This window comes from Caballeronia sp. GAFFF1 (assembly GCF_023630705.1).
Classification (GTDB): Bacteria; Pseudomonadota; Gammaproteobacteria; order Burkholderiales; family Burkholderiaceae; genus Caballeronia.
Genome location: NZ_JALQEM010000038.1, coordinates 26,720 through 49,405, shown reverse-complemented (window position 1 = coordinate 49,405; position 22,686 = coordinate 26,720). Strand labels below are relative to the sequence as shown.

The 22,686-nt window shown below is 61.6% G+C and carries 21 protein-coding genes and 2 pseudogenes; 16 read left to right on the top strand and 7 right to left on the bottom strand.

Annotation, left to right across the window (positions count from 1 at the left end):
• Positions 1–11: 11 nt before the first annotated feature.
• A complete protein-coding gene (locus NCR37_RS23635; protein ID WP_250475240.1) occupies positions 12–248 on the bottom strand; it encodes a hypothetical protein in 237 nt (78 codons plus the stop codon).
• Between the two features lie 182 nt (positions 249–430).
• Here NCR37_RS23635 and NCR37_RS23630 point away from each other — a divergent pair, with 182 nt between their 5' ends.
• Positions 431–661 (top strand): hypothetical protein, encoded by a 231-nt coding sequence (locus NCR37_RS23630; protein ID WP_250475239.1) that lies wholly within the window; start codon positions 431–433, stop codon positions 659–661.
• Between the two features lie 422 nt (positions 662–1,083).
• Complete coding sequence (locus NCR37_RS23625) at positions 1,084–1,311, top strand: hypothetical protein (protein ID WP_250475238.1); 228 nt, start codon at positions 1,084–1,086, stop codon at positions 1,309–1,311.
• Between the two features lie 130 nt (positions 1,312–1,441).
• On the opposite strand, the gene NCR37_RS23620 is transcribed toward NCR37_RS23625, so the two are convergent.
• Together NCR37_RS23620 and NCR37_RS23615 are read right to left on the bottom strand one after the other, a co-directional pair.
• Entirely contained in the window at positions 1,442–2,551 is a 1,110-nt protein-coding gene (locus NCR37_RS23620; protein ID WP_250475237.1) for a patatin-like phospholipase family protein, read from the bottom strand.
• Between the two features lie 85 nt (positions 2,552–2,636).
• Entirely contained in the window at positions 2,637–2,951 is a 315-nt protein-coding gene (locus tag NCR37_RS23615) for a DUF4148 domain-containing protein (RefSeq protein ID WP_250475236.1), read from the bottom strand.
• A 765-nt stretch (positions 2,952–3,716) separates the two neighbouring features.
• On the opposite strand from NCR37_RS23615, the gene NCR37_RS23610 reads away from it, so the two are divergent.
• The 9 genes from NCR37_RS23610 (at position 3,717) to NCR37_RS23565 (ending at position 13,342) form a co-directional block, all read left to right on the top strand.
• Positions 3,717–4,016: a flagellar transcriptional regulator FlhD gene (locus NCR37_RS23610; RefSeq protein ID WP_250475235.1), complete on the top strand. Its 300-nt coding sequence runs from the start codon at positions 3,717–3,719 to the stop codon at positions 4,014–4,016.
• A gap of 2 nt (positions 4,017–4,018) precedes the next feature.
• Entirely contained in the window at positions 4,019–4,591 is a 573-nt protein-coding gene (flhC, locus tag NCR37_RS23605) for a flagellar transcriptional regulator FlhC (RefSeq protein WP_250475234.1), read from the top strand.
• Between the two features lie 476 nt (positions 4,592–5,067).
• Positions 5,068–6,768, top strand: a complete 1,701-nt coding sequence (locus NCR37_RS28440; RefSeq protein ID WP_284507006.1) for a methyl-accepting chemotaxis protein — start codon at positions 5,068–5,070, stop codon at positions 6,766–6,768.
• A 124-nt stretch (positions 6,769–6,892) separates the two neighbouring features.
• Positions 6,893–7,057 (top strand): hypothetical protein, encoded by a 165-nt coding sequence (locus NCR37_RS23590; RefSeq protein WP_250475233.1) that lies wholly within the window; start codon positions 6,893–6,895, stop codon positions 7,055–7,057.
• A 71-nt stretch (positions 7,058–7,128) separates the two neighbouring features.
• Complete coding sequence (locus NCR37_RS23585) at positions 7,129–7,572, top strand: response regulator (RefSeq protein WP_250475232.1); 444 nt, start codon at positions 7,129–7,131, stop codon at positions 7,570–7,572.
• Positions 7,573–7,739: 167 nt separating this feature from the next.
• Positions 7,740–8,045 carry a flagellar biosynthesis anti-sigma factor FlgM gene (gene flgM, locus NCR37_RS23580; RefSeq protein ID WP_250475231.1) on the top strand — a complete coding sequence of 102 codons (306 nt, stop codon included), beginning with the start codon at positions 7,740–7,742 and terminating at the stop codon, positions 8,043–8,045.
• A gap of 1,126 nt (positions 8,046–9,171) precedes the next feature.
• Positions 9,172–10,593, top strand: a complete 1,422-nt coding sequence (locus NCR37_RS23575; RefSeq protein ID WP_250475230.1) for a hypothetical protein — start codon at positions 9,172–9,174, stop codon at positions 10,591–10,593.
• 1,512 nt (positions 10,594–12,105) lie between these two features.
• Positions 12,106–12,882 carry an FkbM family methyltransferase gene (locus tag NCR37_RS23570; protein WP_250475229.1) on the top strand — a complete coding sequence of 259 codons (777 nt, stop codon included), beginning with the start codon at positions 12,106–12,108 and terminating at the stop codon, positions 12,880–12,882.
• A gap of 199 nt (positions 12,883–13,081) precedes the next feature.
• Entirely contained in the window at positions 13,082–13,342 is a 261-nt protein-coding gene (locus NCR37_RS23565) for a hypothetical protein (RefSeq protein ID WP_250475228.1), read from the top strand.
• Between the two features lie 89 nt (positions 13,343–13,431).
• On the opposite strand, the gene NCR37_RS23560 is transcribed toward NCR37_RS23565, so the two are convergent.
• Positions 13,432–14,328: a LysR family transcriptional regulator gene (locus NCR37_RS23560; protein ID WP_250475227.1), complete on the bottom strand. Its 897-nt coding sequence runs from the start codon at positions 14,326–14,328 to the stop codon at positions 13,432–13,434.
• 108 nt (positions 14,329–14,436) lie between these two features.
• Here NCR37_RS23560 and NCR37_RS23555 point away from each other — a divergent pair, with 108 nt between their 5' ends.
• Both NCR37_RS23555 and NCR37_RS23550 read left to right on the top strand, forming a co-directional pair.
• Positions 14,437–15,144, top strand: coding sequence for an SDR family NAD(P)-dependent oxidoreductase (locus NCR37_RS23555; RefSeq protein ID WP_250475226.1), 708 nt, complete (start codon positions 14,437–14,439; stop codon positions 15,142–15,144).
• A 51-nt stretch (positions 15,145–15,195) separates the two neighbouring features.
• The gene (locus tag NCR37_RS23550) at positions 15,196–15,441 is read left to right on the top strand and encodes a tautomerase family protein (RefSeq protein ID WP_250475225.1); all 246 of its coding nucleotides are present in this window, start codon (positions 15,196–15,198) and stop codon (positions 15,439–15,441) included.
• A gap of 369 nt (positions 15,442–15,810) precedes the next feature.
• On the opposite strand, the pseudogene NCR37_RS23545 reads toward NCR37_RS23550, so the two are convergent.
• Positions 15,811–16,705: pseudogene (locus NCR37_RS23545) on the bottom strand (oxidoreductase).
• Between the two features lie 40 nt (positions 16,706–16,745).
• Complete coding sequence (locus tag NCR37_RS23540; RefSeq protein WP_350029087.1) at positions 16,746–17,963, bottom strand: MFS transporter; 1,218 nt, start codon at positions 17,961–17,963, stop codon at positions 16,746–16,748.
• Positions 17,964–18,091: 128 nt separating this feature from the next.
• On the opposite strand from NCR37_RS23540, the gene NCR37_RS23535 reads away from it, so the two are divergent.
• A complete protein-coding gene (locus NCR37_RS23535; RefSeq protein ID WP_250475224.1) occupies positions 18,092–19,042 on the top strand; it encodes a LysR substrate-binding domain-containing protein in 951 nt (316 codons plus the stop codon).
• Between the two features lie 114 nt (positions 19,043–19,156).
• Positions 19,157–19,306: pseudogene (locus NCR37_RS23530) on the top strand (cystathionine beta-lyase); the annotation flags it as partial.
• A gap of 1,038 nt (positions 19,307–20,344) precedes the next feature.
• On the opposite strand, the gene NCR37_RS23525 reads toward NCR37_RS23530, so the two are convergent.
• The gene (locus NCR37_RS23525) at positions 20,345–21,442 is read right to left on the bottom strand and encodes an NADH:flavin oxidoreductase/NADH oxidase (RefSeq protein ID WP_250475223.1); all 1,098 of its coding nucleotides are present in this window, start codon (positions 21,440–21,442) and stop codon (positions 20,345–20,347) included.
• A gap of 88 nt (positions 21,443–21,530) precedes the next feature.
• On the opposite strand from NCR37_RS23525, the gene NCR37_RS23520 reads away from it, so the two are divergent.
• Positions 21,531–21,860: an ArsR/SmtB family transcription factor gene (locus NCR37_RS23520; protein WP_250475222.1), complete on the top strand. Its 330-nt coding sequence runs from the start codon at positions 21,531–21,533 to the stop codon at positions 21,858–21,860.
• Positions 21,861–22,686 lie beyond the last annotated feature (826 nt).

Sequence of the window (22,686 nt, the reverse complement as noted above, 5' to 3'; positions counted from 1 at the left end):
CCGTCAGCAGTTCAGCTCGTCTGCTTGTGCTTGTGATGATGGTGCTTCAGATGAAGTGTGGAGTGTTTCCCGGACGGACCGGCAGGCGCGCCGGTTTCGCCGTTGCCGTTCGGCGTGCCCACGCCGACTCCGCCGCGGCCGGCCCCGTTACCGCCGGGTATGCCGCCGGCATTGCCCTGAGCGAGCGCGGCGGTGGATAGGCCCCACGCGAGGGCAGTCGTTACTATGCACTTCGTTGCAATGTTCATCGCTTCTGTTGTCCTTGGTTGACCGGCTCGGATCGGACGGCATCGCGCAATGTCCGATGCCGTCGCGGCTGTAGAGCTTCGCAATCGACGGTCCACCTGTGAACGAGACCGCGACGCGCCGTATTAGAGCGAAGATTCATGACGGCGCTGCGAAAATCCGATAACTGCGCGAGGCGCGTGCGGTGACGTACTTGCCGCTGCTTTCGCCGCAATGGATTGGCGCTCAAGCCGGCATGCCGACCGCCGCCCTTATCGGCGGCAGCAGAAAAAGCATTCGGCCGGGAAGACAGCGTTTTCACCGCTTTTTCATTGGATACCCCGTGTCCGACGCCGCATACACTGCTTCTCATGGCGAGCAATCAAGCGCCATGAATCGCGAAACGAACGTCACCGAGCAAGCCGGCCAACCTTAATTTTTCCGGACCAGCGGTTGTCGCATTAGCGGTTGATGGACTTGCGCGGTATGGCAGGCGCAGTCCCAAGGCGGATGCTGTTCCAGCAGTCGTTGTTGAGTAATTACCGTTGCAAGCGCAAGCCCCGGCCATCGGATGTTGGCCGGGGCTTCGTCTTTTGAGCGACGGATAAACGGCGCATATTCGATAGCGCCGTCGGAATCATCTATCTTAAGAGCTTATTGCAGATACGTTACTGTTTGTTAAATCCGATGCGGTCCACGCGGCGGTTCATTATTCTTCTCACGGTTTGACAAAGGTTAGACGACCGGCCATGCGCCGGTGCTCCGCTGCCCTTCAATACAAAAAGTTTAGACAGGGAACGCGATGGCTTCTTCGAGGAAAGCCGTCGACTGGCTGAACCGAACCTGAGAGAGACGAACATGATCATTTACCACCGCGGCGCGGCCTTCGAGCCGAGGATCACCCAGGCTGGCAACGGCTTCGTGGCTTCTGTGGCATTGCTCGAAGAAGACGGCCACGCAACATCGCTCGGAAAGCTAGGCATGTTTGCCAACGAAGAGGGCGCCATCAATTTCGCCGTTCGGTGCGCGACCGCCTTCATCGAGGGCGACGAGATGCCGCTGCCGCCGTTCCGCGTGCACGCGTGAAGGCGGGTAGCAGGCCGCAACGGTTTCTCGCGGGCCTTTAGCGAATCGCACGCATCGGGCCGTTAGGCAGACCGTCTGGAGGCTTCGTGCGGACGACCCTGATCGACCGTTCGTATCGCACGACGCGGATTCACTCACGCTCTTCGATACGAGCAAGCGCCGCTTGCGCTGCCTCTCGCCCGTGAGCCCAGTGGGTTTCGATCGCCGCCGCGGTGAACTGTCCGTCCTTGAAGTGCGATTCGCGCTGGGAAAACGCATAGTCGACCGGCACGATGCGGACCGGCCGCGCGCCCGCGAGCGCCGCTGCGTTCATGAGTTGAGGATCGGATTGGCGTTGCGCTGCCGGAATGCATGCGAGCGCGTGAGCGAGAAGCGCCCTTAGGCGCTGCAATTCGTCGAACGTCTGATGGTAGGCCGCCGCGCGACTGCCATGCTCGATGTTCTTCTGCCGGATCTCGGCGTCGGTCAGATTGTCCGGCACCTGACCTTCGGGGGTCCACAGGTCGGCACGCAAGATGATCGTCTCGACGTCCGCGGGCGCCGTCTCGACAATACGTTGCAGCGGCGCGGCGGATACCAGCGAGCCGTCCCAGTACCACGCGTCGCCGATTTGCACGGCTGCGAACCACGGCGGCAGCGAGCCCGACGCGACGATCATCGGTGCTTGGAGACCGTCGCCGCGATTATCGAAGTAATGCGGTTCGCCGGTCGCGACATTTGCTGCGATGACGCTGACCTGCGTCGCGCTGCGGTTGAGTTCGTCGAAATCGCAAAGGCTCGCGAGCGTCTGATAGAGCGGGCGCATGTCCATGATGCTGGCAAGTTCCGGCGCTTCGCTGCCGGTGGTCCACGGCACCGCAAGCCGTCGCGTGAAGAAACCCGGCAGGCCCGCGCTGATCGCGTAGCTTTGATCGGCCTCGGCCAGCATGCGGCGAAAGTCGTCGTTCGCGAATGCCAGTCCCTCGATCAAGGACGCCATGCGGTCGCGCAGCGTCGTGCCGGGAACCGACACGCGTTGATAGAACTGCCTGAGCCGGTCCACGCGATGCTCCGGCGCGTTGCCGAAGAAAATGGCGGCGTTAATGGCGCCGATCGACGATCCGCAGCACGCGTCAATCTCGACGTTCGCCTCGTGCAATACCTCGAGCACGCCCGCCTGAAACGCGCCGATCGCGCCGCCGCCTTGCAGCGCCAGTGCGATGCGTGGGCGCCCGCCTACGCCGTTGTCTTGCTGCGCCATATGTTCTCCAGTTGCCGCGGCGCGTTCGCATCCCGGCAGGCATCGGCTTTCATGGAATCGCGACGCCGGAGTCCGGCGGCCGTCGTCATTGCGCGAGAACGGGCAGGCATTCCGTCTGAAACCAATAGTCGACGAGGCGCTGTGCCTGCTGCAAATCGTCCGGGTAGTAAGGGTCGTCGTAGAACGGAGACGGGTCGTAGCCGGCCTTGCGCAGCGCCCCGAGCTCTACTTGATGCTGCGCCATCGTAGTGGGGCTCGCGTTCGCTCGGAGCGCGGCAAGATCGCGGCATTCCAGGTCCGTCAGATGCCTGCCCGGAGGCGGCATTGCCCCCGCAACGCACCCGGCCAGCACGAGAAGCGCCGCCGATGCTAACGAAGTCTTGATCCGAATCTCGCGCATGATGCTTATCCGCCCGGCTAGTCGCCGCGCCTCGGTTCATAGGTTTTGTCGGGATGCGTGGACGCGTGAGCCTGTTCGTTGTGTGTTCTGTTGCCCTTGCGCGCTGGCGTGGAGCGTTCGCGGCAAGGCATGACACCGTCTGTCCCGTCGATCTCGCCCCGGTTCCGCGGGTCCGGCATGGTCGTCTCCTGTTTTGTCATGACGCCCGAGCAAGCCCTGTTCCGGCAGGCAGGGTTGGACGGGATCAATTCGCTGTGTGGCGCGGCGGATCAAGGCTACGCGAAGGGCGCAATATCAAGTTTCCGGTGTAGGGAGAAGTAACGCCTGCACGCAAGTTGAGGCGCTCTTCGCAGCGATGGCGTCGGACGCTACGACTGCCTAGTCACTCCCAGCACAACGTTACAAAAAACGTAAGCGGTGGTAACACTGTCGTGAAATAACCGCGGTAAAAGTGTTATGCGGAAAGTATTGCCGATTTGTGCGATCGTCGGAAAATCGAAATAAAACTCGACGAACTATACGTTTCGTGCCGTATAAATGGCGTAAACAAGATGTTATCAGAATATTAAGGTAGTCAATCGTAGGTGCCCCGTGGAACAAATCATCGGCAGATAACGTTTGCAGCCAAATATCGAGCCTCCGTGAACGTTTGCCACTGTAACTTTTTGTTGCAGATCGCTGCGATTAGCCAGACAATTGCTTCGCGCTGTGAGTAACGGCGCCCCAGACGCCAAACACGGTCACAGTTACCTCGGTACGCCAGCCATGACACACGCCAGCCCAGACCTTTCGTCCATCCGCGAGTTGAACCTGTCGTACTTGACGCTCGCGCGGCGTGTATTGGCGTCCGATCGCGAAGCGGCGCAAGCGCATTTGGGCCTGTCGGCGGAAATCGCGGACACGCTTCTGAATCTCTCGCCGGCGCAGGCGGACAAGCTGGCATCGTCGTCGCAACTGCTGTGCTTCTTCCGCATGAGCGCGGACGAAATGCTCGGCGGCCTCGCGGGCCGCAGCCACGATGCGCCGGTTTCGGCCCTGTCCAACGCAGCTCTCATTGCCGCCTGACCATGAGCACGACCACGACTTCGAAGAGCCTCGCCGAGGAAGCCGCACAAGTCCTGCGCGCCATCACGCTCATCAAGCTGGGCGCGCGCATGCAGGTGCTCGAATCGGAATTTCCGAAGCTCTCGCGCGATCGTCTGATTCGCCTTTATCGCGAAGTGAAGGGCGCTTCGCCGCCCAAAGGCATGCTTCCGTTCTCGGAAGACTGGTACCTGACGTGGGGGCCGAACATTCACGCATCGATGTTCGCCAACGTGTATGCGTTCCTGGAGCAAAACAGCGCGAGCCTCGATCGCGTGGATCTTTTGAGCCGCGCCTACGCGCTCTACGCCGAGCACTTCACGCTTAACGGCGAAGCGCTCCAGATGGATCTGACGCGCGCCTGGACGTTCGTGCGCTTCAAGGAAGCCGGCATCCTGCGCCTCGCGGGCTGCACGCGCTGCCGCGGCAAGTTCGTCGCGCACGCGCACGAACCGACGCACGGCATGGTGTGCGGTATCTGTCAGCCGCCGTCCCGCGCCGGCAAGACCAAGGCGAAGGCGGCGCGCGCGCAAAGCGCGGCGTTGCAGGCGGCTTGACGCGCGGCCATTCCTAGATCGGTTCTTTCAGAAGCGCCAACGGGCGCGCAACGCCTCGGCGTCTTGCCGCTGCGGCGCAGGCGCGTCGCGTCGTCCGCGGGAAGCGCACGTCGAGAGGTTCGCCCGATTGCCCGCCGCATTTTCGTCCTACCGATAACGCACGAGCGTGCGTCTCCTTCGTCCTGACGAGGCGCAGACCACCGCTACTTAATCCGAAACAGTCCCGATTCCAGCAGCGAAATGGCGACAAGCGACGCATTCGGTAATAAATCCTGACGTGCTTCGGACGCCGAAAATTCCACGTAAAGCTTCCATGCTTTCTGCCGATACTCAGGAAGGAAGGCGACAGTAACGAGCGATTCGATCCTAGAGGCGATCCCTGTAGGAACTCAGCAACCGGCGACCGGCCGCGCTACGCAACAGTTAGCGAGCGCCTTCCACAACACGTCCTGAATAACCGGTCCTCGGAATCCTAAATGAACCTGCACAACTTCAAGGTCGGCGTCCGCCTGACCATCGGCTTCGGCATCGTCGTCGCGTTGCTCGTCCTCATCGCCACGATCAACTTCGTCAATATGCGCGGCCTCGATAGCGAGATCACGCTCATCACCGATGACCGGATGGTCAAGGCCTCAGAGGTCAGCAAAGCCAAGGATTCGGCCAGCCAGACCGTGCTTCGGCTGCAGCGCGCGGCAATTACCGGAAAGCCGGAGGACGTCGCCGCGATGCAAGCCGGTGTGCTCGAAGCATCGAAAGCCACGTCGCAGCGGCTCGAAAAAGTCGGCCGCATGATTACGTCGGCGCGCGGGCGCGAGCTTTTCAATGCGCTCGTCGAGGCGCGCGGAACGAACACCGCAGCGCGTCAGGAAGCGGTCAAGCTGCTGACGGCGGGGCAGATCGAGGAAGCACGCGCGCAAATCGCGGGACCCGTTGCAAGCGCGCAGGTCAAGTATTTCGCGGCGCTCGACGCGCTCGTCGCGTATCAGTACGAGCTCGCCGACGACTCCGCGCGCCACGCACACACAGCGTATGACCGTGCGGTCGCGCTGTCCTTCGCCACGACGATAGCGGCGGTGCTAGTCGCGATCGCGGCGATGCTCATCATCACGCGCTCGGTGACGAAGCCCTTGGGCGACGCGCTCGCGGCAATGAAGGCGCTGGAACAGGGCGATCTGACGCACCGCGTAGAAGTGGCCGGCCGTGACGAGCTCGCGACGTTGATGCTGGCGGTGCGAGCCGCGTTTGCCAAGCTCTCGTCGCTCGCAACGGGCATCAAGGAGTCCGTCGATGTCATTCGAACCGCGTCGGGCGAGATTGCCGCGGGTAGCACGGACTTGTCGTCACGCACGGAACAGCAGGCCGCCTCTCTCGAGGAAACCGCAGCCAGCATGGAAGAGCTGACCGCGACGGTCAAGCAGAACGCCGAGAACGCACGGCAGGCCAGTGGCCTCGCGGACAACGCGAGCACCGTCGCGAACGAGGGCAGCACCATCGTCAGTCAGGTCGTGGACACGATGACCGACATCGAAGACAGCTCCGCCCGAATCGCCGAAATTATCGGAATGATCGAAGGAATCGCGTTCCAGACGAACATCCTCGCGCTCAATGCCGCGGTCGAAGCCGCGCGAGCCGGCGAGCAGGGCCGGGGCTTCGCGGTCGTGGCAAGCGAAGTGCGCAGCCTCGCGCAGCGGTCGTCGGCTGCGGCCAAGGAAATCAGGGAACTGATCGAGACCTCGGGCAACCGCGTTCAGGCCGGAACCGAGCTGGTGGCGAGAGCAGGCGACACGATGCAGCGCGTGAGCACCGCGATCAAGCGCGTGACCGACATCATGGGCGAGATCGCATCTGCCTCGAACGAACAAAGCCGCGGCATCGAGCAGGTGAATCAGGCGATCTCGCAGATGGACGAGGTCACGCAGCAAAACGCTGCGCTCGTCGAAGAAGCCGCGGCTGCCGCCGGTTCGATGGAGGACCAGGCAAAGCACCTCACCGCGGCCGTTGGTGTGTTCCGCACGGCGCAGTCGTTCGCTGCGCCGACGACCGGCAGCTACGAACAGAAGCCGACGCGGCCGTCGCTCGCCAAGAAAGCGCTGCCGGTGACGCGCGCGACGAAGCCTGTCGCCGCGCCGTCGGTAGCGGTCGCGGCGGCCGCTGACGGCGACTGGGCGACGTTCTGAGTCGAAAGGTGTCGCCATGCGGCTGACAAACCGGCGCGCGGAACCGGACGCGCCGACCCACGCAATCTCGCCTTGCAGCGAAGAATCGCAGGGCGAGTTTCTTGTCCGGAACGAGGTAGGTGACATGGTCAAGCAACTGCATGAACTTCGCCGTCGGCTGGCGGCGATGGAAAACGATATTGCACAAGAGGCGGTCGAGGCGGTCGTCAAAGCTTGCTTCGAGCTGGACGAATTTCTTCGATCGAGTGGTAGTCCGCCGGGCGATACCTCGCATTGCCCGAGCGTGTAGCGAGTTAGCGCTGCGCATGGCTGTGTGCGGTGAGCCATGCGCAGGAAAGTAAAGAGAGAAAGGATTGACAGATGGTTAAAACGGAAATGCGCTTGCTGGTAGTCGACGACCTGACCACCATGCGCAGTTTGATTCGAAAGATGCTGAAGGCGATCGGTTATACGCTGATCGATGAAGCAGTCGATGGCGTGACAGCACTCGAAAAACTCAAGACGCAGCGGTTCGATCTCGTCATCACCGACTGGAACATGCCGAATATGGACGGGCTGACGCTTCTGCAGGAGATTCGCAAGTCCGAGCATCATGCCGACGTTCCGGTTCTGATGGTGACCGCCGAGACCCGGCGCGAAAACGTGATTGCGGCAATTCGCGCCGGTGCGAACGGCTACGTGGTGAAGCCGTTTTCCGAGGCCGCGCTCGCCGACAAGCTGGCTCAGATCGCGCCGCTTCAGCAGACCGCCGCGCCGGCCGATCGCGGCGCGTCCGTCTTCGGCGCGGTCTTCATGAACGCGTGACCGGCGACTTTTACACTTTGTTGCAAACTGTTGCAATTTGCTGGAAGCCTTGTTGGATAAGGCTTCCCGGCGATTCCGGGGATGTTCGGGCGACCGCGCGGCGCTTCGGATGGTAAAGGTTTCAACGCAGGCACCGTTAAGCATTAAAGCCAGCGAGAACCGAAACCATGAACATCCAGAACATCAAAAGCGCAGATTCGTCGACCCAGATCACCGTGAAGCGCGCGGCGAGCACCAGCACGAAGCCGAGCGCGAGCACTGCGCAGCAGGTCGCGCCCGCCGCTACGGAAGGCTCGACCATCAGCCTGTCGTCGACAGCGGCGTTCGCTGCTCACTCCTCGGATATCGATACTGCCAAGGTGGCATCTATCAAGGCGGCATTGAAAGACGGTACCTACAAGGTCGACTCGGCGGCCGTCGCCGACGGCATGCTGGGCACGGCACGCGATCTTCTGGGCGCGACTTCGCGCTAATGAGCCGTCTGTTCGGCGGTGCGGCCGCATGCTCTGCGGCCGCTCCCCGATCTTTCCGCGTCGAACGGGCTGCTACAGTTGCCGGCGGATCGCCGATCCGATTCGCGTTGTAGCTACGGTCATAGCAGCGTCGTCTGGTCGTGACAGCCGCCAGGCGTTCGCTAACCGGCGTCCGTTCTTTTCCGCATTGCCGCTCGGTTTCCTCGTTATCCGTGCGCGGTGACGCAGCGCGAGCCGGCGTTTCTATACATCCGATCCGGCCAACTCCAGCCGGCGCGTTCATGCATGATACGCGCCGGTTTCCCTCTGCATCGTGCTCTGGTCACCGCTGCCAACGCCTGCTTTCACTCTGTCGGCGATCCGGCACCGCGCCGGAATCACAACCCGGCGCCCCTTTTCGTGCTGTGCTAATGCCGTTCGTGTAGCGGCAAGCGTCAGTACTAGGCACGTTGCCGGATCAGCCTTCCGATAACGGGGCGGGACTGACTTAGCGGCTTCCCGAGCGAACCATGATCGGTCTACCGCCAGACGGGCGCAGAGGCACCCTGCGAAAGGGGGCTAGTTTATTTGTGCCGAAGGCCTATCGTTCTGAACGTGCACCAGCCTTCTTTCTCGGCCATCGGTAGGCGCGTGGCATTGAGCGAATCACGGGCGATGCGTGGAATGCGTGACAGGCGACGACGACCACCACGGCCCCTGGAAGTACGCGGTTTCACACCCGCGACCGGCTTTGGCTCTTCAGTGACGGAACTGAATTCAGCGCGTCGCATGTCTACGGTCCTGAAGGAGCCAGTCATGCAGCGGAGCACTCTTCGACAAGGCAACAGCGGCGACGACGGGAAGGTGTTGCGGAGAGCACTCGCGGAAAACGGATTGGGGCTGGGCGCGCTAGACGGCGACTACAGGCAAGGAACGGTTACGGCAGTCATGGCATTTCGGAAAAGTGGCGGATCACTGTCCCGATCGCGTGGCGGGACCGCGCGCCCTGCTCCCGCTCGGCTTCTCCGACTCGGACGGATTACCGTTCGCGATTCCCGCGTCGAGCGCTTCCAAGAGGCCTATCGGCGCGGGGCGTCGCTGGTTCCCTATTCGCTGGGCGACTGAAACTTCTATCGAAGGATATTTCATGAGCTCCATACCTCTGAATCCGGTACCGGAAGACACCAGCGCGTCCTCTTCCTCGGTGACGCCGATCAAGGCCGCAACGGACCATGTGCCGCCGCCGGCGGCGCCCGAGCAGTCCAGATTCCCGGCGGAGCAACTGATTCTTCAGCGCGACCTCAATGAAGTCCTGCTGTTGCTGGACTTCATTTCGGGACGTCCGGACGTGCACATCTGGGATATCGGAGACATCAAGTATCCGGTTCGGCAAAGCACCGAGGCAAACGCGAACGCTGACAACGGCAATCGCGTGACAAGTCCGCCAGCCGCGCTGCCGCCGATCGAAGTGATCAGAAGAATCTGCGCGTTGCGTTATCCGCCGGAGCCGAATCAGAGCCTGAACGATCGCGCCGACGACGCCGCCTTGCTTCTGTGCGTAAAGGACAAGGTCAACTCGATTGCCTTTCCCGCGAACGGGGTCACGATTGCCTACACCTACATGTTCCTCGAAGAGAGATCCAGGGCGAAGCGCAACTCGCCGGCGTCGCTGGAGGATGGCGTTACGCTCGACAGAGAGACTCGCGCGGTCGTCGCGAGGTCGGCTTATCCGGGGCTCATTCCGAGCGCGAAGCGTTTCCGCTGCTTTCACCGGAACGTTTCGCGTGTCGGCGCGGCGGTCACGTTCTTCTCCGCAATGCTGCTTTGGCTCGTCGTGTACGGCTTGCAACTGACGTCGCGCTTCGAGGACGACCAGAAGAGCACCGCAGACCTGACCAGCCAGATCTACGCGGCAGTAGACAAGGAGAATTCGGTGCTCGCGCAGGACAAGCAGAAGCACGACAGCGTACCCGTGCGCTGCGATTCGAAGATCGATCAGCAGAGCAGCCAGATCCGGCTGCTGTGCAACCGCTGGTCCTACTATCAGGCGCGTTACGAGAAATCCATCAACGATGCGGCGGCATTCGCCGAAACGTCGCCGTCGTCATGGCTCACCATGCCGTTTCCGATTTCCTCGATGCTGCTCACGAAGAATAAAGGCGGCAACACTGTGGCGGCGCAAGAAAACATCCAGTCCATCACGCTGGTTCTGTCCGCCTACGCAAGCTATGTATTGCCGGTGCTGTTCGGCCTCGTCGGCACCATCGCCTCGTTTCTGCGCGATATCAGCGACAGGATCACGCGAAGCATTCTGGCGCCGCGCGATGAAACGCTCGCCATCATTCGCCTGATTCTCGGCGCGATCGCCGGGCTTGCCGTCGGACTGTTCTTCACGCCAGCCTCCGTGGCGCAGACGGTGAGTTCCGGCTCGGGCGCGCTCACGCTCTCCGCGTCGGGGATCGCTTTTATTGCCGGTTATGGCGCGGACGGCTTCTTTCGGATGATCGATGCGATGATCGTGCGTGTCTTCAGCCTCGATCGCCCGGATAAGTCGTCGCAAGCGAAGTAAGGATGAGAAACCGCCAGCGACGGCCCAACAGCCGAGGCGTCAGCCACGCCGTAACCTGAGCGCTCACTTCGTGTCATTACGCCGAGCGCGAACATTCAGCGCGCGTCGTCCGCGTCATAGCGGGCAATGATCGGGGCGGACATCGCAATTGCTTCGAAATGCCGGTGGCTCATACCGTCGGCAGCGGTCATCGAGCGCTCGGCCGCGTTGACGGGCCCACGGCTATGGCGCACCGGGCGGCGAAGGCCCCTTGAGCATCGCCACGCTTCCATTCGGAAAGCAGTCGATCCCGCCGCCGGTACGCGTCCGCCAGCGCCGCTTCGAAGATTGCCAGAATCTGCTTAGATAGCTCTAGGTCGATGCCACCGAAAAGCGGACAGGTAAGGATATGGTTGCGCTGCCTCGCCACACCACGTTTCCACTTCGCTATCTCCGCCTCGGCCTTAGCTAGCGCCCTGGTCGCTAATGCTCGGAAATCATTGAATCGTCCTTTCGTGCAGCCCTCGACTGGCCGTGGCGCGGCCAGGCCGAGCGCGGGTGCATTGATAGCGGTGAAGGGCCGCGGCGTCTAGGGACCGCATTCTGCTCGCATCGAGGCAGATTCGGCGAAAGAAGAGGACCTCGTGTGCTACGGCAATCCGCGAGCAATGCTCGAAGACATGCTTAAAGCGAGAAAGCCACAACCCGGCCGAGGACGGGCACCCCGCGCCCGACTACTCAAGCACGTTGCTCGTATTTCGTCTGCAACCCTGCCTCCATTGGGGGGAAAGGCGTTTGCGTGGGCTCAATCGCCAAGATGAGCGGGAAGATCCCACCGGCGTCAGAGCCGCTTATAGCATCCTATGACAGCCCCGAACACGACGATGTGGCGACAAAGGCTGACTCGGCCTGCGAGCGAACTTCATCAGCGAGCTTCGCGCTCGATGCGGCAGCCAAGGAGTCGAAGTGGCTGATCGATGCGGGCTGTTTCGGAGATGAGAGAAGTTGGAGTCAGGCTTTAGGGAAACTTCGTAATCGTCTGATCTTATCCAAGCTGCGGGCTGAGGCGTCGCACGCTGCCGTCATTTGCGGTCGCCGTGTTCACCCGACACGAACCTCGATTGCGATTCGCCCTGACGTGAACCGCTTGGCCATCGGGCGGCTTCAGTGTAGATTTGCACAGCCAATGAATCTTGATGCAAACTGTCCACCATCCAGCGAAGCGGGCAAGACATGCTTCTTGAGCGCCAGTTGTGCGTTGGTCGCAAGGCACGAACCGGACGCTCGTGCTCGCGAGGCAAGGGATGATTCAGCAGTCCTTGGCATGTTGCACGGTGTTGGTCAAAACACCACCGTCGGCTCGACGAAGCCGGGATAGTCGTCAGCGCGCACCGTGGGGCCGCGCGCCGCTTTTCCGGCTCGTTTCGATATAAGCAGGGGCTGTTTCAGCAATTCCATCCGCTCGTGAGGGCCGCGCAGTCTAACGACAAACCTAGCTTTCGGAGGCTCGCCGTGCATGGATTGATCAGGTCGATGGTCAAAGAGATTGTCCCGCCAGTGCTGACTCACCTGCTAAAGTCAAGGACGCGCGTGGTCGACGAATGGGGACGCGCTCGATACGGGCTGAGCGGTCTGCGCCTTCCCGGCGGCCGACACTTTTCGTACCGTCCGACTCCGGAAGACCGCATGGTCTGCGAGCAGATCTTCTTCAACCGTGACTACGCGATCGATCGCTGGCAGCGGCACGAAGATATTCTAAAGTTCTACCGGGAATGCGATGATCCCGTCATCATCGACGCGGGCGCCAACATCGGCGCGTCTGCCGTCTGGTTTGCCCTCAGCTATCCGAAGGCCACGGTCGTCGCCGTCGAACCGGAGCGTGGCAACTATGAGCTACTGAAAAAGAACGCCGCTGCCTTCCCTTCGATCTTGCCGGTGAACGCAGCGATTTCCGCGAACAGCGACAGCTTGTACTTGACGGACCCCGGAACAGGGGCATGGGGATTCCGCACCGCCAGTCAGCCGGACAGCCAGTCGTACCGGGTCGATGCGCTCACCGTCGAGCAGCTTCTGGCCAAGAAGAAAGGTACGCCATTCATCCTGAAGATCGACATCGAAGGAGCCGAGTCGGACCTTTTCTCGCGCACCCCTGAAGAGTTCGACCGTTTCCCTCTGCTCATCATTGAACTCCACGACTGGATGTTGCCGGGGAAGCGCACGAGCCGAAACTTTCTGAACTGGCATGTTCAAAGAGACCGCGACTTCGTTCATCACGGCGAGAACATCTTTTCGATATCGAACAAGGTTTAGCACGTGCAAGCCGATGCCGCAGACCGTCGGTGACTATTCCAATGGACACGGAGGAAAGCCCTTGCGCCGCTCGAGACCTCAGCGGGCGCGAGCACCGCGCAACTTGCTTGTCAGGCACGGGAAGTCACACGCTGGGGCATGGCTGCGTGCCCGGCAGGCTGCGACCAGCCATCCAAGACCGAGCGAATCGCGACGAGCCGTGCCCGCACTCCCCGACCATCTGCAGCCGGTCAATCCAAAACCGAATAGCCGCAAGCCCGGAATCGACTCACTACTGCGCGCGCTGGCCTTGCATTACTATGACCGCTTCGTCAACGGCGCGCTTGAGCGCGGCTACGACCGCGAGTTTGCCGAATCGATCTTCGCGCAGGTACAGGGGGTCGGCGAGTACGCGGTCCCGGCCATGAAGCCTCAGTCGATGCGCCATCGCTCGGACGCTCCGACTCGTGTGCGTCCTTGAATGCAGCCGTTGAGGGCAAAGATCGACTGGCCAATTCATTGGGGCAATCGGCCGTGTAAGGTGGTGGCAGGCCAACACGCCATCACCTATCACGCGCCGAAAAGCGTCTCGCTTTCCTTGAATGAATCGATCAGGTGCTGCGTAACCACCCTTAGCGTCGGCACGTTACGGTCCTGCCTGCGTATGAGAAGCCACATATCTCGCGGGGGAGGCAGCGGCCCTAGGGCGGACAAGCGCAAGCCAGACAGACTTCGCCCTAGATAATGGGGCAGCAAAGCTAAACCCGCGCCGTCGCGAGCCGCAATAGCTTGCAGGATGTGGTTTTCAGCGCGGAATGAAACGCGACAGTGAGGGAAATGTTGCGACAACCAGCCCGTGCCGGGCATGTCGGCGCTTTCCTCGTTGAAACTTATAAAAACGGGCGGCTCTCCTCGTTCGACTCGTTCGCACTGCGCTGCTGCGCCATAGAAGCCGAACGACATGAGGCCGAGTGACTTGGCAATCAGGTCCGCGTCGGCAAGGCGACCCACGCGCACGGCGATATCTGCTTTGTGACGCTCGAGACTGACCGAACGAAGGTTCGTCGCAAGATCAATGTCAATACCGGGATAGGACTCGGTGAGACGGGTAAGGCGGGCGAGCATGAAGCCCTGTGTCAGCGCGGGCGGTGCATTTATACGCACCAGGCCTCGAAGGCTGCCGACTCCATCGCTCGCGCCGGCATGCTGCACTCTCTGCGCTGCAGCTTCCATCTCCGCTGCGACCTGCAACGTATTTCTTCCCGCAGGGGTCAGTACGTATCCTTCTGGCCTGCGCTCGACCAGTTTCTGACCCGCGCTCTCCTCAAGAGACTGAACACGGCGGGCGACCGTTGCATGATTGACGCGCAGTGCGCGTGCCGTGGCAGACAGGCTTCCGTAGCGTCCCAGCGCCAGAAAAATCCTCATGTCCTGCCAGTCGAGTTCTGTGCGTTTTTTATCAGCCATTGCGCAAGGATAGCGACTCCCCGTTCACGAAGTCCAGCGCTAACCTCCTGTCCATACCACGAGATGCCAACGGCATCCCAAGTTCAGTCAACAGCCAGGAGAAAAATCATGGATCAGAAAAAGGTAGCCATTGTCACCGGCGCTTCGCAAGGTATGGGGGAGGGCATCGTCAAGGCTTATCGCGCGCGCGGCTACGGCGTGGTTGCGACGTCGCGCTCGATTCAGCCTTCAGCCGACCCGGACCTTCTAACCGTCGCGGGCGACATCGGTGACCCGGAGACCGGCAAGCGTGTGGTTGCTGCAGCGCTGGACCGGTTTGGCCGCATCGACACGCTGGTGAACAACGCCGGCATCTTTATCGGCAAGGCATTTACCGAATACACCGAAGAAGATTACCGTCTCAAGCTAAAGACCAATCTCGACGGTTTCTTTTTCACTACCCAGCAAGTCATTCCGGTGATGTTGAAACAAGGCAGCGGACACGTTGTCCAGATCACAGCCTCGACGGCGGAATTCGCCAGCTCTCGCTCTCCCGCTTTCCTCGCGATGCTGACCAAGGGCGGGATGAATTCCGCCACCAAGAGCATGGCGATCGAGTACGCCACACGCGGCATCCGCGTGAACGCAGTCGCGCCGGGCGTTATCCGCACGCCCATGCACGATCCGAGCATGGTGGAGAAGCTGGCTGCCTTTCACCCCATGAACAAGCTAGGTGAGGTCGAAGATATTGTTCGAGCGGTGCTCTACCTCGAAGACGCGGCCTTCTCGACCGGCGAGATCCTTCACGTCGATGGCGGTCTTATCGCAGGGCGCTGAACTGCAAAGGAGGCGCGCAACAAGCGCCTCCCCCTTCTCCTGGAGAACCGTATGCCGATTGTGAATATCCTTGTAACCCGTGAAGGCACCCTCCCACACGAGGAACGCACAACCCGCGAGCAGAAAGCCGCCGTGTACAAAGGCATCGCCGACCTGCTCTTCACGGTAATGGGTAAGCCGCACCAAGATACCACTGTAATCTTCCACGAACACGAGATCGATGACATCGGACAGGGCGGGCTGCCGCTGTCCGACTACCGCAATCAACTTGCTCCGGTTCGGCGAGTGGACTCTTGATCCAGCTCGACGTGCCGTTCTCTCTTTCGTGAGATGGCACCCCATCGACCCGTCTACGAGGCAACCAGCCGCTCACTAGCCGGGCAAGCTTCGCCGAGCCGCAAAGCGGGGAGCGCTGGGAGCGCGCCGATCGGCCATGAAGGGGCCGTCGAGGTGGCCGTCCGGTTTGGTTGCACTATCCCTCATCGGTCCTCCCTCAACGACCTCTTTTCGGCAAGCGCATGCGGGCGGTAGCGTCTCGACGCGGCCAGCTTCTGCCGTTTGCCGAGCTTAGACGTGAGAGAGTCGGGCAGACGATTGACTCTATAGCCTGTCAAACCTTTATGCGGTCTTGCATGCAAGGAGCGAAGGCAGATGGATGTGCTGCGTCTACCCCGGCCCGTCGCTTGCCGCTGCCAGCAGCGGCAAAAGCAGATTACTGACCGGCGTCGCGATGCCGCGCGCTCGGCCGCAACGTTGTATGACGCCGTTGCGGCTCTCCCATTCGAGCGGCCGGCCTGCTTGCCGGTCTGCAAGGATCGATGTACCGAGGTCAGCCGGGGCGCGCCGGAATCCATCGACAATTTCTCGCATTACTTCATCGCCTAGCGTCGCGCCTTCCGCACGCGCGACTTCAATGCATTCCTTTAGATACGCGAGCGACAGGTGTTCGATCGGACCGGGAATACATGCCGGCTCGGCGGCCGGTCAGCACCATCAATCCGGCCACTGCGTTTTGAAGCAATTTCCGCCACGCGATGCTGATGAAGTCCTCGGTCACATCCACGGAACAGCGTGTGCCGCGCAACGCCGTCACGACAGTCTGGGCCGCCCGAGTGTCTGGCAACGTGAGTCTCGGCTTTCCACGCAGCCATACCGAGGCATCGGCTTCGCGCTGAGCCGGAAACCAGACCACCGAAGGCAGCACACGGTGTTGCGGTACGTAAGTGGCGAACTGACTCTTCTGTTCCACGCCGTTCTGCAACACGCAAATCACGGTCTTTTCGCCGCACAACGCGGACAACCACGTCGAGGCAGCTTCGATCTGCGTCGTCTTCACGGCGACGAAGACGAGATCGAACGTCGTTTCGATGCACGCAGGGTTTGTCTGCACGGGACCGGGCACGCGAATCTGGCCGCCGTCGAATCGCACGTCCAGGTGGTCGTGTGCGGTGCGGCCGAATAGCGCTGGCGTACGTCCTGCTTCGTGAAGCGAGGCGGCAACAGTGGCGCCGATCGCGCCGGGGCCCACCAAGGCAATCGTCGGATTGTCGTGCATCTTCATAGGCTTCCTGGTTTGTCGAGCGTCGCGCGTACTCGGCAACTCACGTCGCCCTTAGATGACGGCGAAGCGCCAGCGCTAACGGAAAGATGGCTAGCGCGGTGGCCGCGGTCGCGATCGTCGCGCCGTACACGCCGATCCGATCGCCCAACAGCCCGTACGCGACCGGAGCAAGTGCTCCCGATGCGATGGTGCCAGTGTAAAAGAGCGCAAACGCCCGCTCGGTGCCGCCAGCCGCGGCGAGTTCGGGGACCGTGCCGTAAAGCACTGATGACGTGCCGTTGAGCATCACGCCGAGCAGCGGCAGCAGGATCATCGCGGGCGAGAGCGGCAGCCAGATCATGGCAAGAATCAGCAGCGCGGTGGCGCCTTCGGTTGTGAACACCGTTCCTATGACGCCCACGCGCGCGCCGAGCGCACCGCAGGCAAACTTGCCCGCGGCGCCGCCCATGAAAACCAGCGCCAGCGCCGTACTCATCATCTGAGGCGAGATGCCCTTCGAGCGCAGGAGAAAGGGTAGAAACGTGAGCAAGCCCATTCGCACAGCCGTGTCGAGCACGCCGATCCCGAACAGCAGCGAGAAGCCGGTGCGCGACCCCGCCGCGCCTTCCCTGGCCATCGCTTCGTCTCGTGGCGGCTCGATGTTGCGCGCCGAAGGGAGAAAAAGTGCAATGACTAACCCGGTGAGAATGCCGATGGTCGACATCGCCCAAAGCGCATGACGCCACGGCATGAAGGTGATAAGCAGCGAAACAGCCGCGGGCAGCGTGGACTTGCCGAGATCACCCGCGAAGTTATAGACGCTGAGCGGCGCGCGGGCGTCGCGTCCGTATGCACTAGACACCACTCCCGACGCCAGCGGATGCTGCGTGCTCGATCCGCAGCCCGACACCGCGAGCGCGACGCACAGACCCATCAGAGAGCCCGACATGCCTGCGATGGCATAGCCCAGTGCCGCGAGCAGAGTGCCGATGGCGAGGGTCGCGCGCGTGCCCAGGACGCGCGCCAGGCTGCCAGCCGGCACTTGCAGCGTCGCCATGGTGCCCGCGTACATGCCTCGCAACAGCGCGAGCGCACCGTAGCCGAGGCCGAAATCCGCCTGCCATACAGGCAACAGCGCGTAGATCATGTCCGTGTAGCCGTCGTGCAACGCGTGTGCCGCGCATGAGATCCATAGAGCCCGTTTGCGGCGCGCGGAGCGGGACGGATCGGTGTGTTCGGCTGGGGTCGTCGTCGGCGCGGAGAGGGAGAACAGTCGCATGCAATAGATCAGGGAGCGCGGGTGCAGGTTACGTCGTATAGCACGTCGCAAGGTGTCTGAAGTGTACGGTTGGGACACCCGCGCAACAACTGACATAAAATTGGCGCTCACGGGAGAAAAAGTCACCGATGAGCACTAAAAAGCCCGCCGCCGCAGATGCCGAAGCATTGCCCCCCTTGAATGCCTTGCGGTACTTCGAAGCGGTGGCCCGTCTCGGCAGTTTCGCGGGCGCGGCGAACGAACTTCACGTGACGCATTGGGCCGTGGGCAAGCGTATCCGCATGCTGGAAGACTGGTTCGGCGTTCCGTTGTTCGAGCGTCGTGCGCGCGGCGTTGTGCTAACTGACGAGGGAACGACACTGCTCGTCGATGTCAACGGTGCCTTCGCACGGCTGGGCAGTTCGGTCGGCCGGTTGCGGCAAGAATCGATCACCCGCCGAATCAAGGGCGTGGTGCGCGTGAATGCGCTGGCGAGTTTCGCGCTGTGCTGGCTCATTCCCCGGCTGGCGAATTTCCAGGCGCTTTACCCCGACGTGGATGTAAGGCTTTCGACTACGTCACGCCGGCTCCGCTACGTCAGCGACGCGTTCGACATCGGCCTGCGTTCTGGACCCGAGGACGCTGCGGGCATCAAGTCATCGGTCCTGATGCCCGACCTGCGCTTGCCCGCATGCAGTCCTAAGGCGTTGATCAGCCGTCCGCTCGGCACGATTGCCGATTTGCGCAGCCATACCTGGCTACATTCAACAACCACTCGCACGGCATGGTCGGAATGGCTGCGCGAGGCGGGAGAACCGGCCATGCAGGGTGCGCGTGATCTTCATTTCGATCACGTGTTCCTGCAATTGGCCGCCGCGACGGAGGGCCTCGGCGTGACCCTGGCGTCTCTGCCTCTCATCGAACGGGAGATCGCCGCCGGGCGGCTCGTGTGTCCGTTGCAGGGACCCGTTTGGCGCGGGCCAGATTATACGATGGTCGTCAACGTGGATCGTGCAGAGGACGAAGCCGTCAAGGTTTTCGGCAAGTGGATCACTACTGAGGCCAAAGCCAGTTGCCGATCGAGCATGAAGCTCTCCTAGCGCGCGGCGGCCTGCCTCCGCCCAGTCTTTGCGCCCCCTGATCTCCGCGAACGTGCGCTGACGACTGGCCGCTTTCGGGCGGCGAGATGCCAATGGCCGCTTTCTAGCGATATTGGCGCGAACGGGCTCGTGTCGTTCGCCTTGCGCCAAGCGTCTCACGCCGATGCCGTCGCGTTTGTCGATGCGCTGCGGCTGTTCGGCATCGGCGCGTCGTGGGGCGGCTACGAAAGCCTCGCGCTCATCCCGGACGGCCAACGAACAAAACGGCGCGACAGTCTTCCGGCCTTTTGGCGCGTAGGGTGTTTCGCAAACCCGTTTTCCGACGATCTGCAAACTGAAGGCGCATGTTGCGCAGCCGGTAGCGGCGCCCGCCTGCGCATACTGCAGCGTTTATCAAAGCAATGAGGCGGCAGCACCGTTGGAGAGAGGAAACCTACCGCTGCCGACAGGAACCGCAACTGTGCATTGTCATTGCGCTTCGCTTCTAGAGGCAGCGCTAACCCATCAGCCTCGGATACAGTAGCGGTAACAACCAGGCGGTGAGCAACCGTTCAGGCACATGCCTAGCCCGGCAAATGCACCGCTTCTTCGCTGATCTGCAACGCCCTGGGCGGTGGCGATGCCGTGACCTGCTATTTCCATCGGGAGCCGCACAATTTCGGCCCGTCGAACACGCAACAGTTCCAACAATGCATATGGCCTTGCCGGGCCGATTAACAGTACCTCGCGCCAAGAATAGTCGGGATGCGCTGCACTGACGCGCAGTGTTCGTGGCGCAGGCTGACCATCGTATAGGCAAGTGTCTCGAGGCGCTGCATAGCCTACGTTTCTGGTTGCACGAACGTATCGAATAGTATGCTCGAGCCGAACGTCGACGGTCCAACCATGCGAGGCGGCGATGGGTCTTTCGAGTATGGCGCACGGACATGCTGCGTCATCTGATGTCTGCGGTCTGCCCACCGAAATGCTGCCTGATCGAGCCAAGCCCCGAGAAACGCTTTCCTGCGAGATGCATCGCGGAAGCCGGCCGACGTGTCGTTCGCGCGGCGCGTCGGCTGCTGGCTTCTATGAGTGAACTTACCCGTTACCCAAGGTTTCGGATGGCGGCATCTTGATGCGCTCTATGAATGCCGCCCTCCACATAACCGCCTTTCAATCAAACTCCGAGTCACTTCCAGCGTGTCGCAACACGCGGGGCCGGGCGCGCGCGGCAGCAACAAAATATGCCGTCTGCCCCGACGCACCGCACTCAAGGCAAACGACACATCAGCACATCAGCACAACTACGACCGACGCGTAAGCTCACGCAACCGCATAGCGTTCGAGCCAATGCGCGTACGGTGCCGGCAGCGTCCACGACGGGCGCTCGATACCCAGCTTCTTCGCCGCATGGTACGGCCAGTGCGGATCGGCCAAGTGCGCGCGGCCAACCATCACCAGATCCAGTTGAGCGTTCTTCACCGAACGGTCCGCCAGTTCGGGCGTATCGATGCCCCATGCCGACGAAACCGGAATGCCGGCCTCACGGCGCACGCGCTCCGCGATCGGCGCGAGAAACGCCGGCGCCCACGGAATTGCCGCGGTCGGCGTGGAAAAGCCCACGCTGACGCTCAGCATGTCCAGTCCCTCACGCTTGAAATTCTTCGCGAGTTCGATCGACTCAGCGAGCGTTTCTTCGTCGCGGCCGTCGTATTCGATCACGCCGAAGCGCGCCGTCAACGGCAGATGCTCCGGCCACACCTTGCGTACAGCGGCCAGCGTTTCCAGCAGGAAGCGACTGCGGTTCTCTAGGCTGCCGCCGTACGTGTCGTCGCGTTGGTTGGAGTGCGTGGAAAAGAAGCTTTGGCCGAGGTAGCCGTGCGCGAAGTGCAACTCGAGCCACTCGAAGCCCGCGTCACGCGCTCGCTTCGCAGCGGCGACGAAATCTTCGCGAACGCGCGCGATGTCGTCGAGCGTCATCGCTTTGGGTACTTTCGACAGACCGCCGCCGAAGGGGATTGCCGAGGGCGCGAGAGTTGCCCAGCCTCGGGGATCGCTGTCGGCGATGTGATCGTCGCCTTCCCACGGTTTATTCGCGCTGGCTTTGCGGCCCGCGTGACCGATCTGAATGCCCGGTACCGCGCCCGCTGCCTTGATCGATGCGACCACGGGCGCGAACGCCTGCGCCTGCTCGTCGGTCCAGATGCCCGCGCAGCCCGGTGTAATCCGGCCCTCGGGCGACACGGCCGTTGCCTCGACGATCACCAGCCCTGCACCGCCACGGGCCAAACCGGCCAAGTGCACGCGGTGCCAGTCGTTGATCAAGCCGTCCTCGGCCGTGTACTGGCACATCGGTGGAATTGCGATGCGGTTGCGTAAGGAAACATCTTTGAGCTTGTAGGGCTGAAACAATGCGGACATCAGGCTAAACTCCCGTTCATGAGGCTCGTACGTTATTTCGATAAATATCGAACTAGCGAGTATGGCAGAACCCACTATCGTTTGCACAATGCGCACCTATACCCATCCTGCCGCCGAGGACTTCACGCTCGGGCGGCTCTTCCACGCTCTTAGCGACCCGGTGCGCCTTGAGATCGTTCGTCAACTATCGACGGTAGACGAGGCGACCTGCGGCGAGCTTGACGGCGGTCGACCGAAGTCAAGTGTCTCCCATCATTTCCGTATCCTCCGAGAAGCGGGCCTGGTGCGTACGCGCGTTGCCGGCACCGTACATCAGAATTCACTGCGGCGCGCGGAGTTGGATGCCCGGTTTCCCGGCTTGATGGAGGCCGTCATCAGGCAGATCAACAGCAATTCCGTAGTGAGCGAAGCGTCGTGAAAGTCGACTAAGGTCGTGGAAGATGGCCGCAAACGCAGACGGCGCCACGCCGATAAGCGTTTCATGGGTCATCCGCCGGCAAATTTCAAAAACGCCTCCGGCAACGTCGATGCCGTCTCGGGCAAATGCTCAGCGATTCATTTCCGCCGACGTTGCAGATCAAGGTCGTGTATGCCGACGCGTGCAACGCATGACCGGGCGCGACACAAATACGCCGGCCTGCTGCCGCGAACGGCGGCACTACCGCTGTTGTCAGGATCGGTCAATACAGGTTTCATTTGCAAAAAGGAACTGCCGAGACAGGTTTGTTTGCAACAAGGTACGTAAGTCGTTGACTCTGTGAGGGCCATACTATTCTGGTCGTCTAGCCCCGGCGGTTGGGACACCGCACCGCCATTGCAGAAAGCGCCCGCCCAATGGCATTGCAAACATGGACGTCTGCAGGCGCCCGATAACTTGCGTGAAGTCGGTGGTTCAGCGCGCTGGGAACAGGTTCCATTGCGAGCAGAAGCGGGCAACGCGGGTTCGAGACCAGATTCATTTGCTCCGTTTCCTTGAAACCGCTTTGCTCGAACCGGTTCAGCTTTCTTTTGCAAACAACCAGCGAACCGCAGTTCTATACGAAACGCCTCACAACCGCATCAGTTTTATTTATCGGCCTTCTCGACCGAGAAGCGCGGCTACGCGTCGATGAGTCGGCCAGTCATCCTTCGAAAGTCTTCTCACCACAAGGCTCCGCTCATGGGAGCCTTCGCCCGCCTCGCATACTCGAACCATCTACGCACTGGTAAACCCGGCCTTTCACGCCGGCCGCGTCGAAGCCATT